Below are 18,026 nucleotides of genomic sequence, written 5' to 3'. Positions count from 1 at the left end.
CAACACCTACCTCCTGAAATATATTTCCAGGTTCCAAGTTCTTACTCTAGAACTTGGTTTGTAAATTGGAGGAAGAAATCTCTGTTGATTTACATCAGCTTTTACGTTGTAGATACCTTTTTCCAGCCCCTCAAATACTATTTCCCCTTGACAATTGGTTCTTCCCTCTCTTACAGCGCAGCTTTCACCTTCTTTAAAAAGCCTTATCCTTATATTCTCCTGGGGCTCTAGGCATCTTCCTCGCCACAAAAATGAAAAAACCTTAATGGTACCGTTAAAGTAGCAGGTAGTAGGAGTGCTTAAATCCTCTATGTCGAAGTTCATCTTTTTCACCTCCGTTGTTCTAATACATAATATGTGTAATAAACTGTTAAGGTGATTGCTATTATTGCTTAAAAGAAAAAAAGCTGTACTTTCACAGAGAAATTTCTAATTAAAACTCGTAATAAGTAGTTTTAGATACAATAAATAAAAATGATGAACCAAGGCACCAATGAACCTTACTTCATCATTTTAAATATTATAAATTTCCTTATTAGTTACATTTTTATTATTCTAAAGCTCATAGGCTCTAATTTTATCTCATTATTCTTAATTTCTATTTCCTTCTCCTCATATAAGTCAAAGCCTTCAGAAAAATCTACCTTTAAGTTTTTTTCTTCATAATTGTTATTTATAGCTATATACAGATTTTCCAATTTCGTTTCTCTCTTAAAAGCCAGTATATTATCCTTTTTAAACATATTTTTATAGTTTCCATGAACTAAAGCTTTATTGTTTTTTCTGATGTAGTTTAATTTTTTGTAGAAATTAAACAACTCCTTATTCTGATTTTCATCTTCCCAAACCATGCATCTTCTGGAATCCGGATCTGCTCCTCCTTCCATCCCTATCTCATCTCCATAATATATATAAGGAATACCTATATAAGTATACTGGAGAGCTACCGCAAGTTTCATCCTTTTTACATCACCTTCACATTCTGTAAGAAATCTTGGCGTATCATGGCTGTCTATTAAGTTCAGCATCTGTTTATTTATGCTATGAGTGTATAAACTTCTGTTTGTTTCCAATATATGGTTCAACTCTGATGCAGATATGCACCTTCTTGCAAAAAAATCAAGGCACATCTGCCTAAAAGGATAATTCATTATGCTATCCATCTGATCTCCTCTTAAAAAAGAGGCTCCCTCATGCATTATCTCTCCTATTATAAAAGCCTCCTCATTTGCCTTTTTAATCCTCTCTCTGAAGGCTCTCCAAAAGCTGTGATCAATTTCGTCGCTTACATCAAGTCTCCATCCGTCTATTTGGGCTTCCTTAATCCAAAATTCTCCTACCTCTAAAAGATAGTTTTTAACTTCAGGATTACTTGTGTTTAATTTAGGCATTGTACTTTCATAATTAGAAAAGGTTATATAATTAGGGTTTTCAGTATTTATAGGATAATCATTTATAAAGTACCAGCTTTTATATTTAGATTTCTGACCTTTTTCCATTACGTCTTTAAAAGCAAAAAAATCATGTCCCGAATGATTAAATACCGCATCAAAAATCACCTTAATTCCTGCTGCATGACACTTATTTACCAATTCTCTAGCTTTGCCAGCATCACCAAAGCAAGGATCTATTTTATAGTAGTCACGAGTATTATATTTATGATTAGACTGGGACAGGAAAATTGGTGTCATATAAATCATAGTTACGCCAAGATCCTTAAAATAATCAAGTTTATCTATTATTCCCTGTAAGTCTCCACCAAACATATTATCTATTGTAACCTTATCTCCCCAAGGCTTTACCCCCTCAGGGTCGTTAGAAGTATCTCCGTTATTGAATCTGTCAGGAAATATTTGATACACAATACCTTCCTGAGCCCATTTCACCTCTTCATACAAATCACCTATGGCTAAATATGGGTAAATGAAGGCATTATCCTCTGAAGGTTTCTTTTCTATCACTCCTCTTTCGTTATAATATATAACTTCTCCGTTAAAATCCTCTACTTCGAAAAAATACCTGTACCTTTTTTCCTCTATAAAAATCTCTGCTTCATAAAAATCAAACAGCTCTGTTTCAAGAACTTTATACATTTCATTAACTTTGAATTCTCCATTAAAATCATATCTATCTTTATAATATATCCTGCAGTTTTTTATCTCCTTTGAGGCGGCCCTAAGCTTAACTATTAAAATTTCTGTATTTTTCCCATAAACATAAGGAACGTCTGTAATGTGATGTATTGCATGTTTATTCATCTAATTTCCTCCCTATGGTAAATTATAATGGTTTTATTATAAACAAAACATATTAATAAGCTGTTAAATAACCATTAAAAATTATATTTTAACGGTTTATTTAAATGCAGTTAAGAAAAATTATTTATTTGTACTCTATACTCTTTATTAAAGATATTTAAAAAAATCAGTAACGGGGAAAATTTAAGGAGGTTTTATTTTATGGCAAAACAAGATATTAAAAAATTAGTAGATGAACTGAATGTGTATGTATCAAATCTAAGTATTCTATATACTAAAATTCATAATTATCACTGGTATATTGAAGGTACAGGATTCTTCCAGCTTCATAAGCAATATGAAGAATATTATACAGCTGTAGCACAGGATTATGATTTAGTAGCTGAAAGATTATTAATAATGGGTTATAAGCCTATAGCCAACACAGAAGAGTATGTAAAATTGGCTACACTTAAAAATAGAAAAAGTGAGCCTATTTCAACTAAAGAATCAGTTTCTCAGTTAAAAGAAGACTTTAAACATATTTCACAGCATACTGATGAGCTCATAGCTTTAACAGAAGAGCTGGGAGATGACGTTACAAATGATATGCTTATTGAATTAAAAACAAAATATGATAAATATATATGGATGCTGGATTCCTACGAAGGATAAAAATTTTATACCCTTCCTGTTTAAACATAAAACAGGAAGTTATTAAAAATATTGTATATGCTTTATGTAAATAACTAATAAACCTTCCCTATTAATCTGATTGTTTCATTAATGGGGAAGGTTTTTATTTGTACAATTTGAAAAGTTCTTACACCTAAAGTCTCTAATGCTATTCTGCTTGCTATTATTTATTTTTTCATTTCCTCAAGAACTATATCTTTTTCAAATATTTCCTCTGCGGTTTTTTTACCCACATATCTTATATGCCAGGGTTCATAGTTATATCCTGTAATTTTCTCCTTACCATAAGGATATCTGATAATAAATCCATATTTATGGCAATTGCTTTTTAACCATTTTCCCTCCTTAGTTTGTCCAAAATCCTGCTGAAGCTGTCCTTTACTGCCTAGTTTATTTGTAACATCCACTGCCAATCCTGTTTGGTGCTCACTGCTTCCTGGTTCTGCTACATATTTATCCGCCTCTTTTTTACCTCTTTGAGAAACCCTCTCCTCATACAATCCCTTTTGAGTTTCATAAGATCTATACGCAGACACTACATATAATTCCATGCTGTTTTTCTTTGCTGCATTGAATAACTCCTCTATAGCATCTGCAGTTTCCTTTCTCATTTGTTTTTCCTCTGCGGTAATATTATTTGAAAATTTCACCTTCGGTATTACCATATTTTTAGGTTTATAATCTTCAGATAGTTTGTACCTTCTATTTACTAACACCATTATATCCTCAGGATTTTTTATTGTCTTTTCCTTTTTAATAAAGCTTTCCGGAAGCTTTAACCTGATTTTCATATTATCAGGGGATATTTGAACCAATGCTCCTATGGAAACTAACATTACTAAGATTGTTAATAATACTGCAGCTGACTTCTTCATTCCTATCTCTCCTTACATAATAACCTGCTTATTATATTGTAAAGCTTTATTCTTACTGCAGGATTAATTTAACATTACAATTTTGTAAGAAGAAAAAGCATTTCTTTACCATTATCCAGGATAAAGAAATACTTTTATATAACAGTTTATTTAAATAAATTCAGATACTCTCCGTATCCCTCTTCTGCCAGCTTACTTTTAGGTATAAATCTTAAGGAGGCACTGTTTATACAGTATCTTAACCCTCCTTTATCCAGAGGTCCATCAGTAAATACGTGACCCAGATGAGATTTTCCCTGAGAGCTTCTAACCTCTATTCTGTGCATGTTAAAGCTGAAATCAGCTTTTTCTTTTATATTTTTCTTTTCTAAAGGTTTCGTAAATGAAGGCCATCCGCAGGAGGAGTCAAATTTATCCAAGGAGGAGAATAAAGGTTCTCCGGTCACAATATCAACATAAATTCCTTCCTCAAAATGGTCCCAAAATTCATTTCTGAAAGGGGGTTCTGTTCCATTTTCCTGGGTAACCTTATATTGAATTTCATTGAGCTTTTCTTTTATTTCCTCTTGAGAGGGCTTTTTATATTCTTTAATATCCTTATCCTTCATAAATAATACCTCCATTTCCTTATAGACTTTACCTGCTTAGATTAAATGGTCTGAAGCATTATTGACTTCAGACCATTATTTCTAGTTATTTTTAACAAAGTAGTACAGAGATCTTACAGCAGCTCCTGTACCGCCTTTGGTTATATATGCTTTTTCTACATCAGACCAGGCTGTCCCTGCTACATCCAAGTGCATCCATGGAGTATCCTTTACAAATTCTCCTATAAAAAGCCCTGCAGTAATAGTGCCTGCCAATCTACCTCCTGCATTTTTAATATCTGCTACAGAGGATTTGTTTAATTCTTTATATTCCTCAAAGGCAGGAAGCTGCCAAACTCTTTCTCCACAGCTGTCTGCAGCTGACTGCAGTTTATTATAAAGCTCTTGATTATTGGTTACAACTGCTGTAGTAGAGGTTCCAAGAGCTATAAGAGCTGCTCCTGTCAACGTTGCAACGTCTATGATTCTTGAAGCCTTTTCTTTTTCTGCAGCATAGTAAACGGCATCAGCAAGGGTTAATCTTCCTTCTGCATCTGTATTTACTATTTCTATGTGTTTTCCTGACATAGAGCCTATTATGTCACCGGGCTTGTAAGACCCTCCTGAAATAACATTCTCACAGGCTGCTACTACAGCTACCACATTTGCTTTCAGCTTTGCCTTTGCTATAGCAGATATAGCTCCTATAACCGCAGCAGCACCTCCCATATCACTTTTCATATTCACCATTGAATCATTAGGTTTAAGTGAGTAACCTCCTGTATCAAAGGTAAGTCCCTTACCTACCAAAGCAGTTACATCCTCTTTATTTTCTTCATCACCGAAATATCTCATAACAATAAGCTTAGGTTCATTTACAGAACCTTTAGCTACTTCAAGATATGCTTTCATTCCCAAAGCTTCAATTTGGTTTTTATCCATAATTTCCACCTGGAATCCTGATTCCTTTCCTGCTGCCATTGCTCTTGCTGCCAGCTCTTCCGGAATAAGTACATTTGCAGGTTCATTAACGAGATTTCTTGCAAATATAGTTGAATTTATAAGTAATTCAGCTTCTTGTAAGGCTTTTTCTGCAGCCTCTACCTTTTCCTGAGCAACTGAAGCTATTCTTATTTCATTTAGGAAAACTCTTCCTTCTTTAATTTTTTTATAATTATTAAATTCATAATTCCCTAAAACAGCTCCTTCAGCAATGGCTTTAACCACTTCCTCTGTGGAGATGTCATCTAAATCTATAAATCTTACTGTTGCCTTTTCAACATTCAGCTTTTTAACTTCTTTTATAGCCATTGATACAGCTTTTCTAATTCTTTCTGAAGTTATTTCTTCCTCTTTGCCAAGACCAACGTATACTTCTTCTTTTATAGCTCCAAGATCCTTCTCCTTTGTAAATTTATAAGTGCTTCCTAAAGAAGCATCAAATCTTCCAAATTTAATAAATCTTTGAACTCTTGCTGCACAGCTGTTGCATACGTGAAGTACCTTTCCTCCTTCAAATACCGGAATCACTTCCATTAATATCTCCGAATGTCTTTCCGGCTGTATTACTATTTTCATTTTATCACCTCATAAGTCATTTGACTTTATTATATAATAATCATTATCAAAATGAAATAGCTTTTTAAATATACTTAAAAATTAGCTATCTTTCTATAAGCCACATTTTTAATTTTCCCATATTTATATTTAAATATTATAATTAAGCAAAGAGCATCTGCTGCCCACTGCAGTGCAGTTATCCACCACACAGCGATGACGCTGTAATTTTTAATTAAAATAAAATGATATATTAAAGGCAATCTTATAATCCATCCTGTAAATATGGATACTATCATAGGAGATTTAGTATCACCCAGACCTTTAAGAGCTCCTGCATATACTGAGGATAAAGCTATAAAGGGCTGCTCCAAAGCTCCTATCATTAAACATTTGGACGCTAGCTCCAGCATTTCATCCTTATTATTTCTGCTGAAGGAGGATACCAAAAATTCTGGTATTAGAAGAAAAAATACTGAACATACAGTCATTAAAAGAGCAGCCCAAAAAGCGCAGTAATCAGCTGACAGCTTTATTTCTTTTCGCTTTTTCTCTCCAAAATACATTCCAACTATAGAAGTAGCGGCTATTCCAAAACCAATTCCCGGCATCACAGATATCCCTTCTACTGAATTAGCAATTTCGTTGGCAGCGTAAGGTATACTTCCCTGATACATTATTATAATATTTCCAAGCAGACGGCTTATGCTGTAGAAGGCTTCTTCTAAAGAGGAAGGAATACTGAGCCTTATAAGCTCATAGATGTCCTTCAGCTTGATATTAACTATATTTTTTATATCCGCTTTTACCGGAGGATGAATAAAATAATGAAGCACTATAAACGCTGTTCCTATTCCGTAAGCAGCATTGTAAGAAACTCCTGCTGACCAAACCACCTCATGGAAGCTTCTTGATTTAACAATAAGTAAGTATCCTGTGAGTATTTTAGTTATAAATATAAAAAAATTTGCCGTCAAAGGAATTTTTGTATTGCCAATACCTATGTATATTGAAGATACCATTATTAAAAGACATTGAAGACCTGAAGCGGTAATTATCAAATTTATATAATATTCTCCGTAGATGAGCACCTCTTTTTTAGCTCCTCCAAATATAAGAAGACTCCTGCTGAAAAATTTAAAGAATAAGCATATAACCAAAGCAAGCAGTACACCAAGTATAAGGGATATATTACATAGAGCTTCCATCTTTTTTTCATTTCTGTTTCCATAATATCTGGATATAAGGGATATAACTCCCACAGAAAAGCCTGAAGATGCAATTATCGTAATAATCACCTGAATAAAGCTGAGACTTAATGATATTGTGCTTACGGCTTTATTGCCGCCGCTGTAACCTATCATCATAAGGTCTATTATTCCCATTAAAGTTGTTAAAGTTATTTGAGTTATTAATGGAATAGAGGTTTCCATTATCCTGTACTTTATTTTGCTGTTCATTAAATTTACTCCTGCAGTAATACTGGTTCTTTATATTTATATTTATCAATGGAAAAATTTATTTGTGTAATATCTAAAACAATATGGAATACTATTGAATATTAACTTTTTAAATAGGTTTAGAAGATAATAAAATATTGCAGGTGATTATATGAAGGCTTTTAAATTAACCACCATATTAACCTTACTATTGCTTTTTGTCCTTCCTCTGCCCTGTAAGGCTATAGAGAGCACCGAAAGGGAGGAAATAAAAAAAGCTGTAGAAACCATTTATCAGCTTAGAAACGAAGTATTTATAAATGGAAAAGTAAGCGAGCTTCCAAAATACTATAATAAGGTGAGCAGGTATGGAGGCTGGGCTTTAGATCATGAGGTAAGAAGGGTAAAATATCTTAAAAAATGGGCAGATGAAAGAGGTATAAAATTCACTTCAGTAACATCAGATTTGGAATTTAGAAAGATTAATCCCTATAAAAATGGCGCTAAGGTATCTTTAAACGAATACTATAAATTTGAATATGTATATAAGGATGACGAAGAATCTGTTATAAATACTTTTGGAGTAGGACTTATTCATGGAGTAGATCTGATAAAAAAAGATGGTCTATGGATTATTAACTGGGATTGGTATACAGACTGCTTTGAAGATGCCTTAAAGGATATAAACAGCGCTGCTGAAGATATTAAAGAATGTTTTCCAGAGATATATCCTATTCCCTCAATAAAAAGAGCAGCTCTTATGGACCTTGAAAATACTTCAGAAAATACAAAAAGAAAAAAAGCGGTAGATTACGGGGATAAATACTGCGGGATAGTATGGGCAAGCAATAACCCAGCTAAATATAATAAAAAGTATAAAAATTATACCGGAGCCGGGGGTAACTGCACAAATTTTGTATCACAGTGCCTTGGTGATAAAGAAGGTGCAGGATTAAAACAGCAGGGAGGATGGCACTGTAACTATCCTAAATATGGCCAGGCAGAAGGCAGCAGCGCATGGGTTAATGCTGATGCATTTAAAAATTATCTGTTTTACTCAGGAAAAGGAAGGCTTTTAAAAAAAGCAGCTTTTAAAGATCTTGTTCCTAAAACTGAAAATATGGAAAGTATCTTTTCAAAGCTTAACTATGGAGATGTTATTTGCTATGCAAAAGGCAGCGATATAGACCATTTCGCTATAGTTACCTCCTTTGACAGCCGAGGCTATCCCTTAATCAACTCACATACTACAGATAGGTATCATGTTCCTTTTGATTTAGGTTGGGGCAATAAAAATATCAGCTTTTACCTTATAAAAATCCGATATTAAACCTTTGATATGAATTTGTCAGGTGCCAGGCACCTGACAAATTCATATCACCTTTTATACTTAAGTGAATAATCTAAAATAACAGTAATTATTTGAGGAGGTTATGGTGTATAATAGAGAGCTTTCCGTAGAATATGCCCTTAAATATGCATTGAAACCAAATCCCATATTCAGATACTTTTATTCAGAAAATGATTCCGGAGGAGATTGTACTAATTTTATCTCTCAATGCCTTTTAGCCGGGGGAGCAGAAATGATGTATGACATTAATCCCTGGTGGTACAAAAGAAACAATTCCGGTGCTTCCACCTATCACAGCTGGTCCTTTAGCTGGAGTATTGCCTCTTCCCTCTATTGGAACATAATGATTAATACTAAAGACAGCTTAAAGGGAGTTAAGGCAAAGGAAGAACGCAAAGCAGAATCACTGCTTCCCGGAGATATAATCTTTTACGAAAACTTTCAAAATAAAATTTTTCATTCAGCCATAGTAACGGACTTTTCCAGGGGCTCTCCTTTGATTTCTCAGCATACACAGGACTTAAAAAATGTTCCCTATCTTAAGCCCTACAGCGTAAAATCCATGCACTTTATGAGTATTTATTTTTAAAACAATTTCTATTCAATTAATAAAAGTAAAGGAAAGATAGTTGTCCCCAATGTCAGGTGCCTGGCACCTGACATTGGGGACAAATTATATTTAAAGTCACTATTTAACGAGGTCTTTTGATTTTAAAAATTCCCTGGCAACGGTTCTTGGATCCTCACCAAGCTTATCTACTTTATAGTTCATTTCTCTCATAGCTTCATCGTCTATGGCTCCCGCCAGCATATTTATGACTTCTTCTAATTCCGGATGCTTTTCTAAAACTTCATTATTTATTATAGGTATTGCCTGATAAGGAGGAAACAGCTTTTTATCATCTTCTAGAACCTTTAGGTTCATAGCCTTTAAAAGCCCGTCGGTAGAATATGCATCTAGGGCATGAATTTTATTCGTTTCTATAGCATTATACCTAAGGCCTGCTTCCATGGGCATAACCTCTTTGAAATCCATATTATAGAGCTTTTTAATCCCTATTAATCCATCTTCTCTATTAGCAAATTCAATGGTAGGTCCTAATATAATATCACCGCTTACTTTAGCTAAATCAGACATAGTATTTAGATTATATTTTGAAGCTATCTCCTGTTTCATCGCTATGACATAAGTGTTGTTAAAGCCCAAAGGTTCTAACACCTTTATATCAAATTTATCCTTAAGCTCCTGCTGTGTTTCGTTATATACCTTTTTTTCATCGCTTTCAGACTTTTTATTCAATATGCTTACATAGGCTGTTCCGGTATATTCTACATAGGTATCTATCTGTTTGCTTTTCAAAGCTTCAAAAGCTATTAAAGTACCTCCCAGCTTGAGTTTTCTCTCAACCTTTAGGTCTGTATGCTCCTCTATTAAATCTCCCATCATATGGGCAAGGATAACTCCTTCATTAAAAAGCTTAGAACCTACAACGATTTTATTTCTGTTATTAAAATAGTTAACAGCTGAAGTTACTATGATAGTAAGCGCTAATGCTATGGATGAAAATTTAATTATATTTTTGCTTCTCCTGCTGCTTTTTTTACCATTTTCCTTTATTCCGTCAGGAGTTACTATATCCTCGAATTTTCCAAGTATAAAGTCCACCAGCAAAGCCAGAATACAGGCTGGTATAGCTCCTGCCAGTATCATCATATTATTAACGGTCTGTACACCTGAATAAATCATATATCCAAGGCCCCCGGCTCCTATAAGTGCTGCAATAGTCATTAATCCCACGGCAGTAACTGCAGAAATTCTAATCCCCGCCATAATAATAGGCATCGCCAAAGGAAGTTGTATTTTTCTAAGAAGCTCACCTTCCGTCATTCCCATTCCCTTTGCCGCTTCAATGATATCCGGACTTATATTGCTTATGCCTATATAAGTGTTTTTAACTATAGGTAATAGAGAATAAAGAAGTACCATTATAATAGCAGGTTTTGATCCTATCCCAAGGAAAGGGATTAAGAATCCCAAAAGAGCTAAACTTGGTATTGCCTGTATAATGTTTGAAGTTCCAAGCACAGCTCCTGCTGCACTCCTTCTTTTAGCGATTAATATTCCCAAAGGAATTCCTATTGCTGATGCCACTAATACCGCTATAAAGGTTAAGCTTACATGCTGAAAAATTAAAGAAAAAAGTTCCCCTTTTCTGCTTATAACAAACTCTATAAATTTCGAAAAAATATTTCCTGACATTTAAAGCTCCTCCTTTTCCTTTGAAATGCTGCTGCCTATAACTTTAAGAAGGGAGCTTTTGGTTATAAGTCCTAAAAGCTTATTTTCATAGGTTATAACAGGTATAAAGGAAATAGAATTATTATTCATTTTATCTAATACTTCTGAGATTGAGTCATCCTCCATAACTGTAATAAGATTTTTTGACATTATATCTCCCAGAGTCACATCTGATGGGAAGTTCCTTTGAAGATCCTTTAAAGTTACTATACCCTCCAGATTAAACCCTCTGTCTGTAATGAGTATACTGTCCACATTATTTTCCTTCATTATTTCCATTCCCTGTATAACAGTTCTGTTTTTCTGCGCCTTTACAGGCCTATCTATCATAACATCAGTGGCTTTTATATAATCTGAATGATTAAGTATTCTGTTCTTTCCTATAAATTCTGAAACAAAACCCTGAGATGGATTCCTAAGTATATTTTCAGGTGTGTTATACTGGAGAATTTCTCCTTCCTTCATGATGCTTATTTTGTCCCCAAGCTTTAAAGCTTCGTCCATATCATGGGTAACAAATACCACTGTCTTTTTCAGCTCCTGCTGGAGATTAAATAATTCCTCCTGAAGCTGAGCCCTGTTTATAGGGTCTAAAGCACTAAAGGGTTCATCCATAAGTATAATTTCCGGGTTAACGGCAAAAGCTCTGGCAACTCCAATTCTCTGCTGCTGTCCCCCACTTAGTTCCCTGGGATACCTGTTCATAAATTCCCCAGGCTCCATACCTATAAGATTAAGGAGCTCCTTTACCCTGCTTACAGCCTTATCTTTATCCCATTTCATGAGGCTGGGAAGAAGTGCTATATTTTCTGCTACAGTCATATGAGGAAATAAACCTGTCTGCTGTATTACATATCCTATCTTCCTTCTCAGCTTAATAGGATCTTCCTCGGAAATATCCCTTCCTTCTATGAATATCCTCCCTGAGGATGGTTCAATAAGTCTGTTAATCATTTTTAAAGAAGTGGTTTTACCGCAGCCGCTTGGTCCAATTAATACAACCATCTCTCCTTTTTTTATTTCCATATTAATTTCCTTTAGTACCTGGTTTTCTTTATATTTCTTATAAACGCTTTCAAATTTAATCATAAAAATCTCCTATACATAAAAATTATTCCTAAAAGGAATTCAAATACTATACAGCTTTTATCACCCTCCTGTAATTTAAATAAAGCAAAGATGTCAGTATATTATTAAAAAGCTCAGTATTTTAAGTTAATTTTATCAATAAAAGGAATATATATTGTTAATTCAGCATTAATAAAATGTAAAATAAAAAAGATGGATTATTCATCCACCTCTTCATAATCTACATCTATAACTTTTTTATTATTAATATCATTATTATTATTTTTAACATTATAATTTATATTATCTTCGCTAAAACTAGACTGATCTTTATTTTTAAAGGAATCTTTATTTCTATTTTTAGTTAGTTTTTTACTTAACCATACAATAAAAACAATTACTAATATTAAAGGTAACATATTTGCAATAAATATCCCTACTAATATCAAAACAGCAATGACAGCTATAATAATAAAAATATTTCTAAAATCCATCATTATCACAACCTTGTCTTTGTAATCTCCAAAATATTATATCCTATTATAACATATATAAAGCATGCCTCAAAACCTTTATTATTATAACTGCTTTACAAAAAAGTTCTAAAAAACAAATGTTTACAATTTATTTAATAGTTATTCATGGTTTATTGCTATATGAAATTTATTAATAAGTTAATATATAAATAAGAAGGTGCGAAAGGAGAAGAACTATGACGAACAAAAGATTAAATCCTGATTTGTACCATGGTCATAATAAAACCTCTGATTTTTTTGAAGGATGGTACTTTAAAATTACTGATGAAGCCAGTAACCTTTCCCTTGCTTTTATACCCGGGATAATAAAAGGCAAGGAGAAGTACTCATTCATTCAATATATAAACGGTATAGAAAATCAATTCGAATTTTTTCAATACCCTGAAGGAGACTTTAATGCTTCTAAAAACAGATTTGAAATTTCTATACAAAATAACAGTTTTTCTCTTGAAGGCATTCATCTTTCTCTCTCCGGTAATACCGGCTGCATAAATGTAAATCTAGACTTTAACAGCATCTTTAAATGGCCAGACAGTAAAATAAACCCTGGAAGCATGGGATTTTATAATTATCTGTCTTTTATGGAATGTTACAGCCAGGTTTGTACATTAGATGGTACAGCTACCGGAGAAATCAATATAAATGATAAGAAAATTATATTAAGTAATGCTAAAGTCTATATTGAAAAAAATTGGGGTAAAAAATTCCCCTACTCTTGGTTTTGGATACAAAGTAATTCCTTTAAAAACCAAATTGCATTGACCTGCTCCATAGCACATATCCCTTTTCCCTTAGGAAGCTTCAGAGGTTTCCTTATAGGATTGAAGCTAAATGACAGCTTTATTAAATTTACCACTATTAACAGAAGTAAGCTAAATATTATAAAAAAAGAAAAGGATATAAAGCTTATAGCGGTAAATAAAAGGTATGAGCTAACAGTAGAGCCTGAGACCTCCCGAGAGGAATTTCTCATGCTTCATGGCCCTACAGGAAGCAATATGCATCCTTATGTTAAAGAAAGCATAACCTCTAAGGTAAAGATAACTTTAAAATCCAAAGCTGATAAAAAGTTAATCCTGGAAGAAACCGGTGCTATGGCTGGAATTGAATACGGAGGTAACTTTGAAAAATTGTTCTTTTAAAAGTAGAGCTCAGTATTGTTTAGTATTATAGGCAAAACTGAGAGCGTATTAAATCATTATAGTTATCATGATATAGAAAAATGTTTTTTTGGAATGCAAGGAAATATTTTCATTATTAATTGATAATTATTATTGACTAATAGTAGATATAAATATATAATTGGTTTGTAATGAACAGAATGAATATCTGGAATAGAGGTGTTTTTTAATGAAATATAATATACTGATTGGTGGAGCAGCTGGACAGGGAATGGACACAATCGCCACCACTTTAGAGAAGATATTAAATAGAAGCGGTTTTTATGTTTACTCGCACAGAGATGTAATGTCTAGAGTAAGAGGAGGTCATAGCTTTATTCAGATTAGATTTGGAAATGAACCTATTCATAGCCATGCTGATGAGCTTGACCTTATTGTTGCCCTTGATCAAAATACTATTGATATTCACCTTCCTCAGTTAAAATCTGATGGAATTATCATAGCAGATGAAGCTTTAAAGGGTGAAGATGCAAGAGTAGCAAAGCTCGGATTAATGAAAATTGCAAGAGATCTTAAAATGCCTATAGTTGTAGGTGTGGTTGCCGCCGGTGCTGTAGTTAAGTACTTCGGCATTAATTATGACGAGCAATTTTCCTTTATAAGCCCTAAGTTTAAAGAGAATGTTAAAGAAGCTAATAAAAAGGCATTTCTTGCCGGTTATGATTTAGTGGATAGGAAGCACAACTTAGGCAGCGGAACTAATGAAAATCATCTTTTAATTAACGGTAATAATGCAATAGCACTTGGAGCTTTAGCCGGCGGTGTTTCATATTACTCCGCATACCCAATGACTCCTGCAACATCAATTATGACCTATCTTTCTAAGAATCAGGTTAAAGCAGGAATAGTTGTTGAACAGGCTGAAGATGAAATAGCAGCTATTAACATGGCATTAGGAGCTTCTTATGCTGGCGTCAGAGCTATGACAGGAAGCTCAGGCGGAGGTTTCTCACTTATGGTTGAAGCCTTAGGCCTTGGCGGTATAGCAGAAATTCCTTTAGTAGTTGTAGATTCACAAAGACCAGGACCTGCTACCGGACTTCCTACAAGGACAGAGCAGAGTGACTTAAGCTTTATGCTTACAGCTTCTCATGGTGAGTTTCCAAGAATGGTTATGTCTGTAAGAAATGCTGAAGATGCTTTCTATCAGACTTTCAGAGCTTTAAACCTTGCTGAAAAGTATCAGACTATAGTCCTTCTTTTAACTGATCAATATGTTGCAGACAGCAATATCACTATACCTAAGTATGATTTATCTAACTTAAAGATAGAAGATCATTCTATAAGAGAAGTTCCTGAAGGAGAAGTTTACAAGAGATATAAAATTACTGAAAGCGGAATTTCACCTAGATTAATACCAGGAAAAGCTAAAGGACAGGTTGTATTAGTCGATAGTGATGAACACAGTGAAGAAGGACACATCATCGAAGCTGCTGAAGACAGAAATGCAATGATGGAAAAGAGAATGAGAAAGGCTATCTTAATGGAAAAGGATATGCAGGAACCTGAATATTTTGGGGTTGAAAATCCCGAAACACTTCTTGTTGGATGGGGTTCAACTTATGGTCCATTAAAGGAAGCAGTAGAAACATTAAATAAAGAAGGTGCTAACGTAGGTGCCTTAAGCTTTGGAGACTTATATCCTCTTCCAAAGGAAATGTTAAATAAATATAAATCTATAGCTAAAAAAGTAGTTAATGTAGAGCAGAATTATACAGGACAGCTTGGCAAGCTTATTACTATGGAAACAGCAATCCAAATGGATCACAGCATTTTAAAATATGATGGAAGACAGATAAATGCTGAAGAAATCTGCAGCAAAGTTAGAAACGAGGTGTTATAAGATGTTAGATCTTAAATTATATCATTCAGATGACGAAAATCAATGGTGCCCTGGATGCGGTAACTTTGGAATATTAGGTGCCATTAAAGAGGCCGTTGCAGAGCTTGAAATCTTACCTGAAAACCTGGTTATGGTTTCCGGTATAGGTCAGGCTGCTAAAACACCACACTATATAAGGGCAAATGTCTTTAACGGATTACACGGTAGAGCACTTCCACCTGCTCAGGCAATTAAAATGGCAAACAATGATTTAAAGGTTGTTATTACAGGAGGAGACGGTGATGGTTACGGTGAAGGCGGTAACCACCTTATCCACGCAATGAGAAGGAATGTAGATTTAACTCAAATAGTTCATAATAACCAAATTTACGGATTAACTAAAGGACAAGGTTCCCCTACTACTGCTGTAGGTCAAAAGACATCTATGCAGTTTGAAGGTGTTCAGTCAGAACCTATCCATCCATTAGCTTTAGCAATTACCGTTGGTGCTACCTTTGTAGCCAGAGGCTTCTCCGGCGATAAAGAAGGTTTAAAAGAAATATTGAAGGCAGCTATTTCTCATAACGGCTATGCCCTTATAGATATTATGCAGCCTTGTGTATCCTTTAATAAGGTTAACACCTTTAAGTGGTATAAGGACAGATGCTATAGGCTGGATGAATCCTATGATCCAACAAACAAGATGATGGCTCTTCAAAAAGCCTTCGAATTTGGAGATGAAGGTATTCCTCTTGGTATAATATACAAAGAAGAAGGAAGACCATCCTTCAATGATATACACCCAACATTAAGCACCGGTAAGCCATTAGTTGACAGACAATGGACGCCACAGAATGTTGAACCATTTATAAATCAATTCTTATAATAAATGTAGACAATTAAAATAACAGAATAATATTTATGCTGTTAATGATTAAAATAAGCCTCAGGATATTAAATTCATCCTGAGGCTGTTTTATGCTCATTATTAGAGGTAGTAACTTTTTCTTTATAAATTCTCCTTTATTATCTCCACTGCCTTTTCAAGATAATATTTATCCTCTTCATCAAAACGTGCAATACTTGTACTATCTATATCCAAAACTCCATATATACTATTGTTTATGATTATAGGAAGTACTATTTCTGAATTGGAGGCTGCATCACAGGCTATATGTCCTTCAAAGCTATTTACATCCTCTACTATTATAGTTTCCATTTTTTCTGCTGCGGTGCCGCATACACCTTTTCCTATAGGGATTCTAGTACAGGCAGGAAGGCCCTGGAATGGTCCAAGCACTAATTCTCCCTCCTTTAGAAGGTAAAATCCGCACCAGCTTACGTCCTCAGATAAAGCATTTATAACCGCACTGGCATTGCTTAGGTTTGTGATTACGTCTTTTTCTCCCTGGAGGATTCCCTTCAGCATCAAAAGCATATTTTCATATTTTTCTTTTTGAGTCATTCCTATAAAAACACTTAAGTCAAACATATATTCACACCCTGTTTCATATTATTTATTTACCACATTTACCGCCTTACCTTCTAAGAAAGCCTTGAGATTATCATAAGCTATAGACATTAATCTGGATCTTGCTTCTATTGTCCCCCAGGCTATATGAGGGGTCAGTATGCAGTTTTTAGCTTTCAGCATAGGATTATCCTCTGTAGGAGGCTCTTGAGATAACACGTCTAAAGCTGCTCCCTTTATTTTATTATCCTTTAAAGCTTCTGCTAAATCCTCTTCTACAATTAGCTTACCTCTAGAGGTGTTAATTAAATAAGCTGTATCTTTCATTAAGGATATTCTTTTCTTATTTATCATATTTTCTGTTTTATCTGTTAAAGGTACATGCAAAGTAACAAAATCACTTCTCTTTAATAACTCCTCTAAGGATACCCACTCTATTTCCCCCTCCGGAAGAAAATCTTTTTTAGTCCTGCTGAAGGCAAGTACCTTCATATTAAAACCTAAGGCAATTTTGGCAACCTGCTGTCCTATGGCTCCCATACCTATAATACCTATAGTTTTGCCGCTAACTTCCATAAGAGGGGCCTTAAAATAGGAAAATTCATTTTTTTCAGCCCATTCACCTTTCTTTATTGATTGATGATGGAGGTGAACCTTATTTGCAAATTCTAAAATAAACGCAAAAACAAGCTGTGCTACAGATTCACTACCGTAATTGGGTATATTAGCTACAGGTATGCCTTTTTTTCTGGCAAATTCTATATCTATCACATCATAACCTGTGGCTAAAACACCTATGTATTTTAAGTCTGTAAGTTTTTCTAAAATCTCTTTTTTCAGAGGGGTTTTATTGGTTATTATTACTTCAGCCCCAAGGCACCTTTCCAATATTTCCTCTTCCTCGGTT

At 34.1% G+C, this 18,026-nt stretch carries 17 protein-coding genes; 6 read left to right on the top strand and 11 right to left on the bottom strand.

The annotated features are described in order from the left end of the window. Positions 1-6 precede the first annotated feature (6 nt). Together TA89_RS02345 and TA89_RS02340 are read right to left on the bottom strand one after the other, a co-directional pair. Positions 7-324: a hypothetical protein gene (locus tag TA89_RS02345; protein WP_040210511.1), complete on the bottom strand. Its 318-nt coding sequence runs from the start codon at positions 322-324 to the stop codon at positions 7-9. Between the two features lie 215 nt (positions 325-539). After that, the gene (locus tag TA89_RS02340) at positions 540-2,258 is read right to left on the bottom strand and encodes a glycoside hydrolase family 13 protein (RefSeq protein ID WP_040210510.1); all 1,719 of its coding nucleotides are present in this window, start codon (positions 2,256-2,258) and stop codon (positions 540-542) included. 201 nt (positions 2,259-2,459) lie between these two features. On the opposite strand from TA89_RS02340, the gene TA89_RS02335 reads away from it, so the two are divergent. Next, a complete protein-coding gene (locus tag TA89_RS02335; protein ID WP_040210509.1) occupies positions 2,460-2,912 on the top strand; it encodes a Dps family protein in 453 nt (150 codons plus the stop codon). Between the two features lie 188 nt (positions 2,913-3,100). Here the strand turns inward: TA89_RS02335 and TA89_RS02330 are convergent, their stop codons facing one another. The 4 genes from TA89_RS02330 to TA89_RS02315 all read right to left on the bottom strand — a co-directional run bounded on the left by TA89_RS02330 (position 3,101) and on the right by TA89_RS02315 (position 7,412). Next, positions 3,101-3,808: a M15 family metallopeptidase gene (locus tag TA89_RS02330; RefSeq protein WP_242850057.1), complete on the bottom strand. Its 708-nt coding sequence runs from the start codon at positions 3,806-3,808 to the stop codon at positions 3,101-3,103. A 146-nt stretch (positions 3,809-3,954) separates the two neighbouring features. Then, entirely contained in the window at positions 3,955-4,416 is a 462-nt protein-coding gene (gene msrB / locus TA89_RS02325; RefSeq protein WP_040210508.1) for a peptide-methionine (R)-S-oxide reductase MsrB, read from the bottom strand. An 81-nt stretch (positions 4,417-4,497) separates the two neighbouring features. Beyond that, positions 4,498-5,973, bottom strand: a complete 1,476-nt coding sequence (locus TA89_RS02320; protein WP_040210506.1) for a leucyl aminopeptidase — start codon at positions 5,971-5,973, stop codon at positions 4,498-4,500. Between the two features lie 74 nt (positions 5,974-6,047). Further along, positions 6,048-7,412 (bottom strand): MATE family efflux transporter, encoded by a 1,365-nt coding sequence (locus tag TA89_RS02315; RefSeq protein ID WP_040210505.1) that lies wholly within the window; start codon positions 7,410-7,412, stop codon positions 6,048-6,050. Between the two features lie 151 nt (positions 7,413-7,563). On the opposite strand from TA89_RS02315, the gene TA89_RS02310 reads away from it, so the two are divergent. Both TA89_RS02310 and TA89_RS02305 read left to right on the top strand, forming a co-directional pair. Beyond that, positions 7,564-8,721 carry an amidase domain-containing protein gene (locus TA89_RS02310; RefSeq protein WP_040210504.1) on the top strand — a complete coding sequence of 386 codons (1,158 nt, stop codon included), beginning with the start codon at positions 7,564-7,566 and terminating at the stop codon, positions 8,719-8,721. A gap of 103 nt (positions 8,722-8,824) precedes the next feature. Then, positions 8,825-9,331, top strand: coding sequence for an amidase domain-containing protein (locus TA89_RS02305; protein WP_040210502.1), 507 nt, complete (start codon positions 8,825-8,827; stop codon positions 9,329-9,331). Between the two features lie 99 nt (positions 9,332-9,430). Here the strand turns inward: TA89_RS02305 and TA89_RS02300 are convergent, their stop codons facing one another. The 3 genes from TA89_RS02300 to TA89_RS02290 form a co-directional block, all read right to left on the bottom strand. Beyond that, positions 9,431-11,002, bottom strand: coding sequence for an ABC transporter permease/substrate-binding protein (locus tag TA89_RS02300; RefSeq protein ID WP_040210500.1), 1,572 nt, complete (start codon positions 11,000-11,002; stop codon positions 9,431-9,433). Next, on the bottom strand, positions 11,003-12,130 hold the full coding sequence (locus tag TA89_RS02295) for an ABC transporter ATP-binding protein (RefSeq protein WP_040210498.1): 1,128 nt from the start codon (positions 12,128-12,130) through the stop codon (positions 11,003-11,005). 197 nt (positions 12,131-12,327) lie between these two features. After that, positions 12,328-12,606: a hypothetical protein gene (locus tag TA89_RS02290; protein WP_040210497.1), complete on the bottom strand. Its 279-nt coding sequence runs from the start codon at positions 12,604-12,606 to the stop codon at positions 12,328-12,330. Between the two features lie 215 nt (positions 12,607-12,821). Between TA89_RS02290 and TA89_RS02285 the strand changes: the two genes are divergently transcribed. From TA89_RS02285 to TA89_RS02275, 3 genes are all read left to right on the top strand, one after another. Further along, entirely contained in the window at positions 12,822-13,787 is a 966-nt protein-coding gene (locus TA89_RS02285) for a tocopherol cyclase family protein (protein ID WP_040210496.1), read from the top strand. Between the two features lie 208 nt (positions 13,788-13,995). Beyond that, positions 13,996-15,669, top strand: coding sequence for a 2-oxoacid:acceptor oxidoreductase subunit alpha (locus tag TA89_RS02280; RefSeq protein WP_040210494.1), 1,674 nt, complete (start codon positions 13,996-13,998; stop codon positions 15,667-15,669). 1 nt (position 15,670) lies between these two features. Next, complete coding sequence (locus tag TA89_RS02275) at positions 15,671-16,534, top strand: 2-oxoacid:ferredoxin oxidoreductase subunit beta (RefSeq protein WP_040210492.1); 864 nt, start codon at positions 15,671-15,673, stop codon at positions 16,532-16,534. 123 nt (positions 16,535-16,657) lie between these two features. Here the strand turns inward: TA89_RS02275 and TA89_RS02270 are convergent, their stop codons facing one another. Then, a complete protein-coding gene (locus TA89_RS02270) occupies positions 16,658-17,140 on the bottom strand; it encodes a GAF domain-containing protein (RefSeq protein WP_040210491.1) in 483 nt (160 codons plus the stop codon). A 21-nt stretch (positions 17,141-17,161) separates the two neighbouring features. Then, positions 17,162-18,026: D-2-hydroxyacid dehydrogenase (locus TA89_RS02265; RefSeq protein ID WP_040210489.1), on the bottom strand; the 865-nt coding region annotated here is incomplete at its 5' end.

This window comes from Clostridium polynesiense, assembly GCF_000820705.1.
Classification (GTDB): Bacteria; Bacillota; Clostridia; order Clostridiales; family Clostridiaceae; genus Clostridium_AA; species Clostridium_AA polynesiense.
This window is presented reverse-complemented; position numbering and strand designations above follow the sequence as displayed.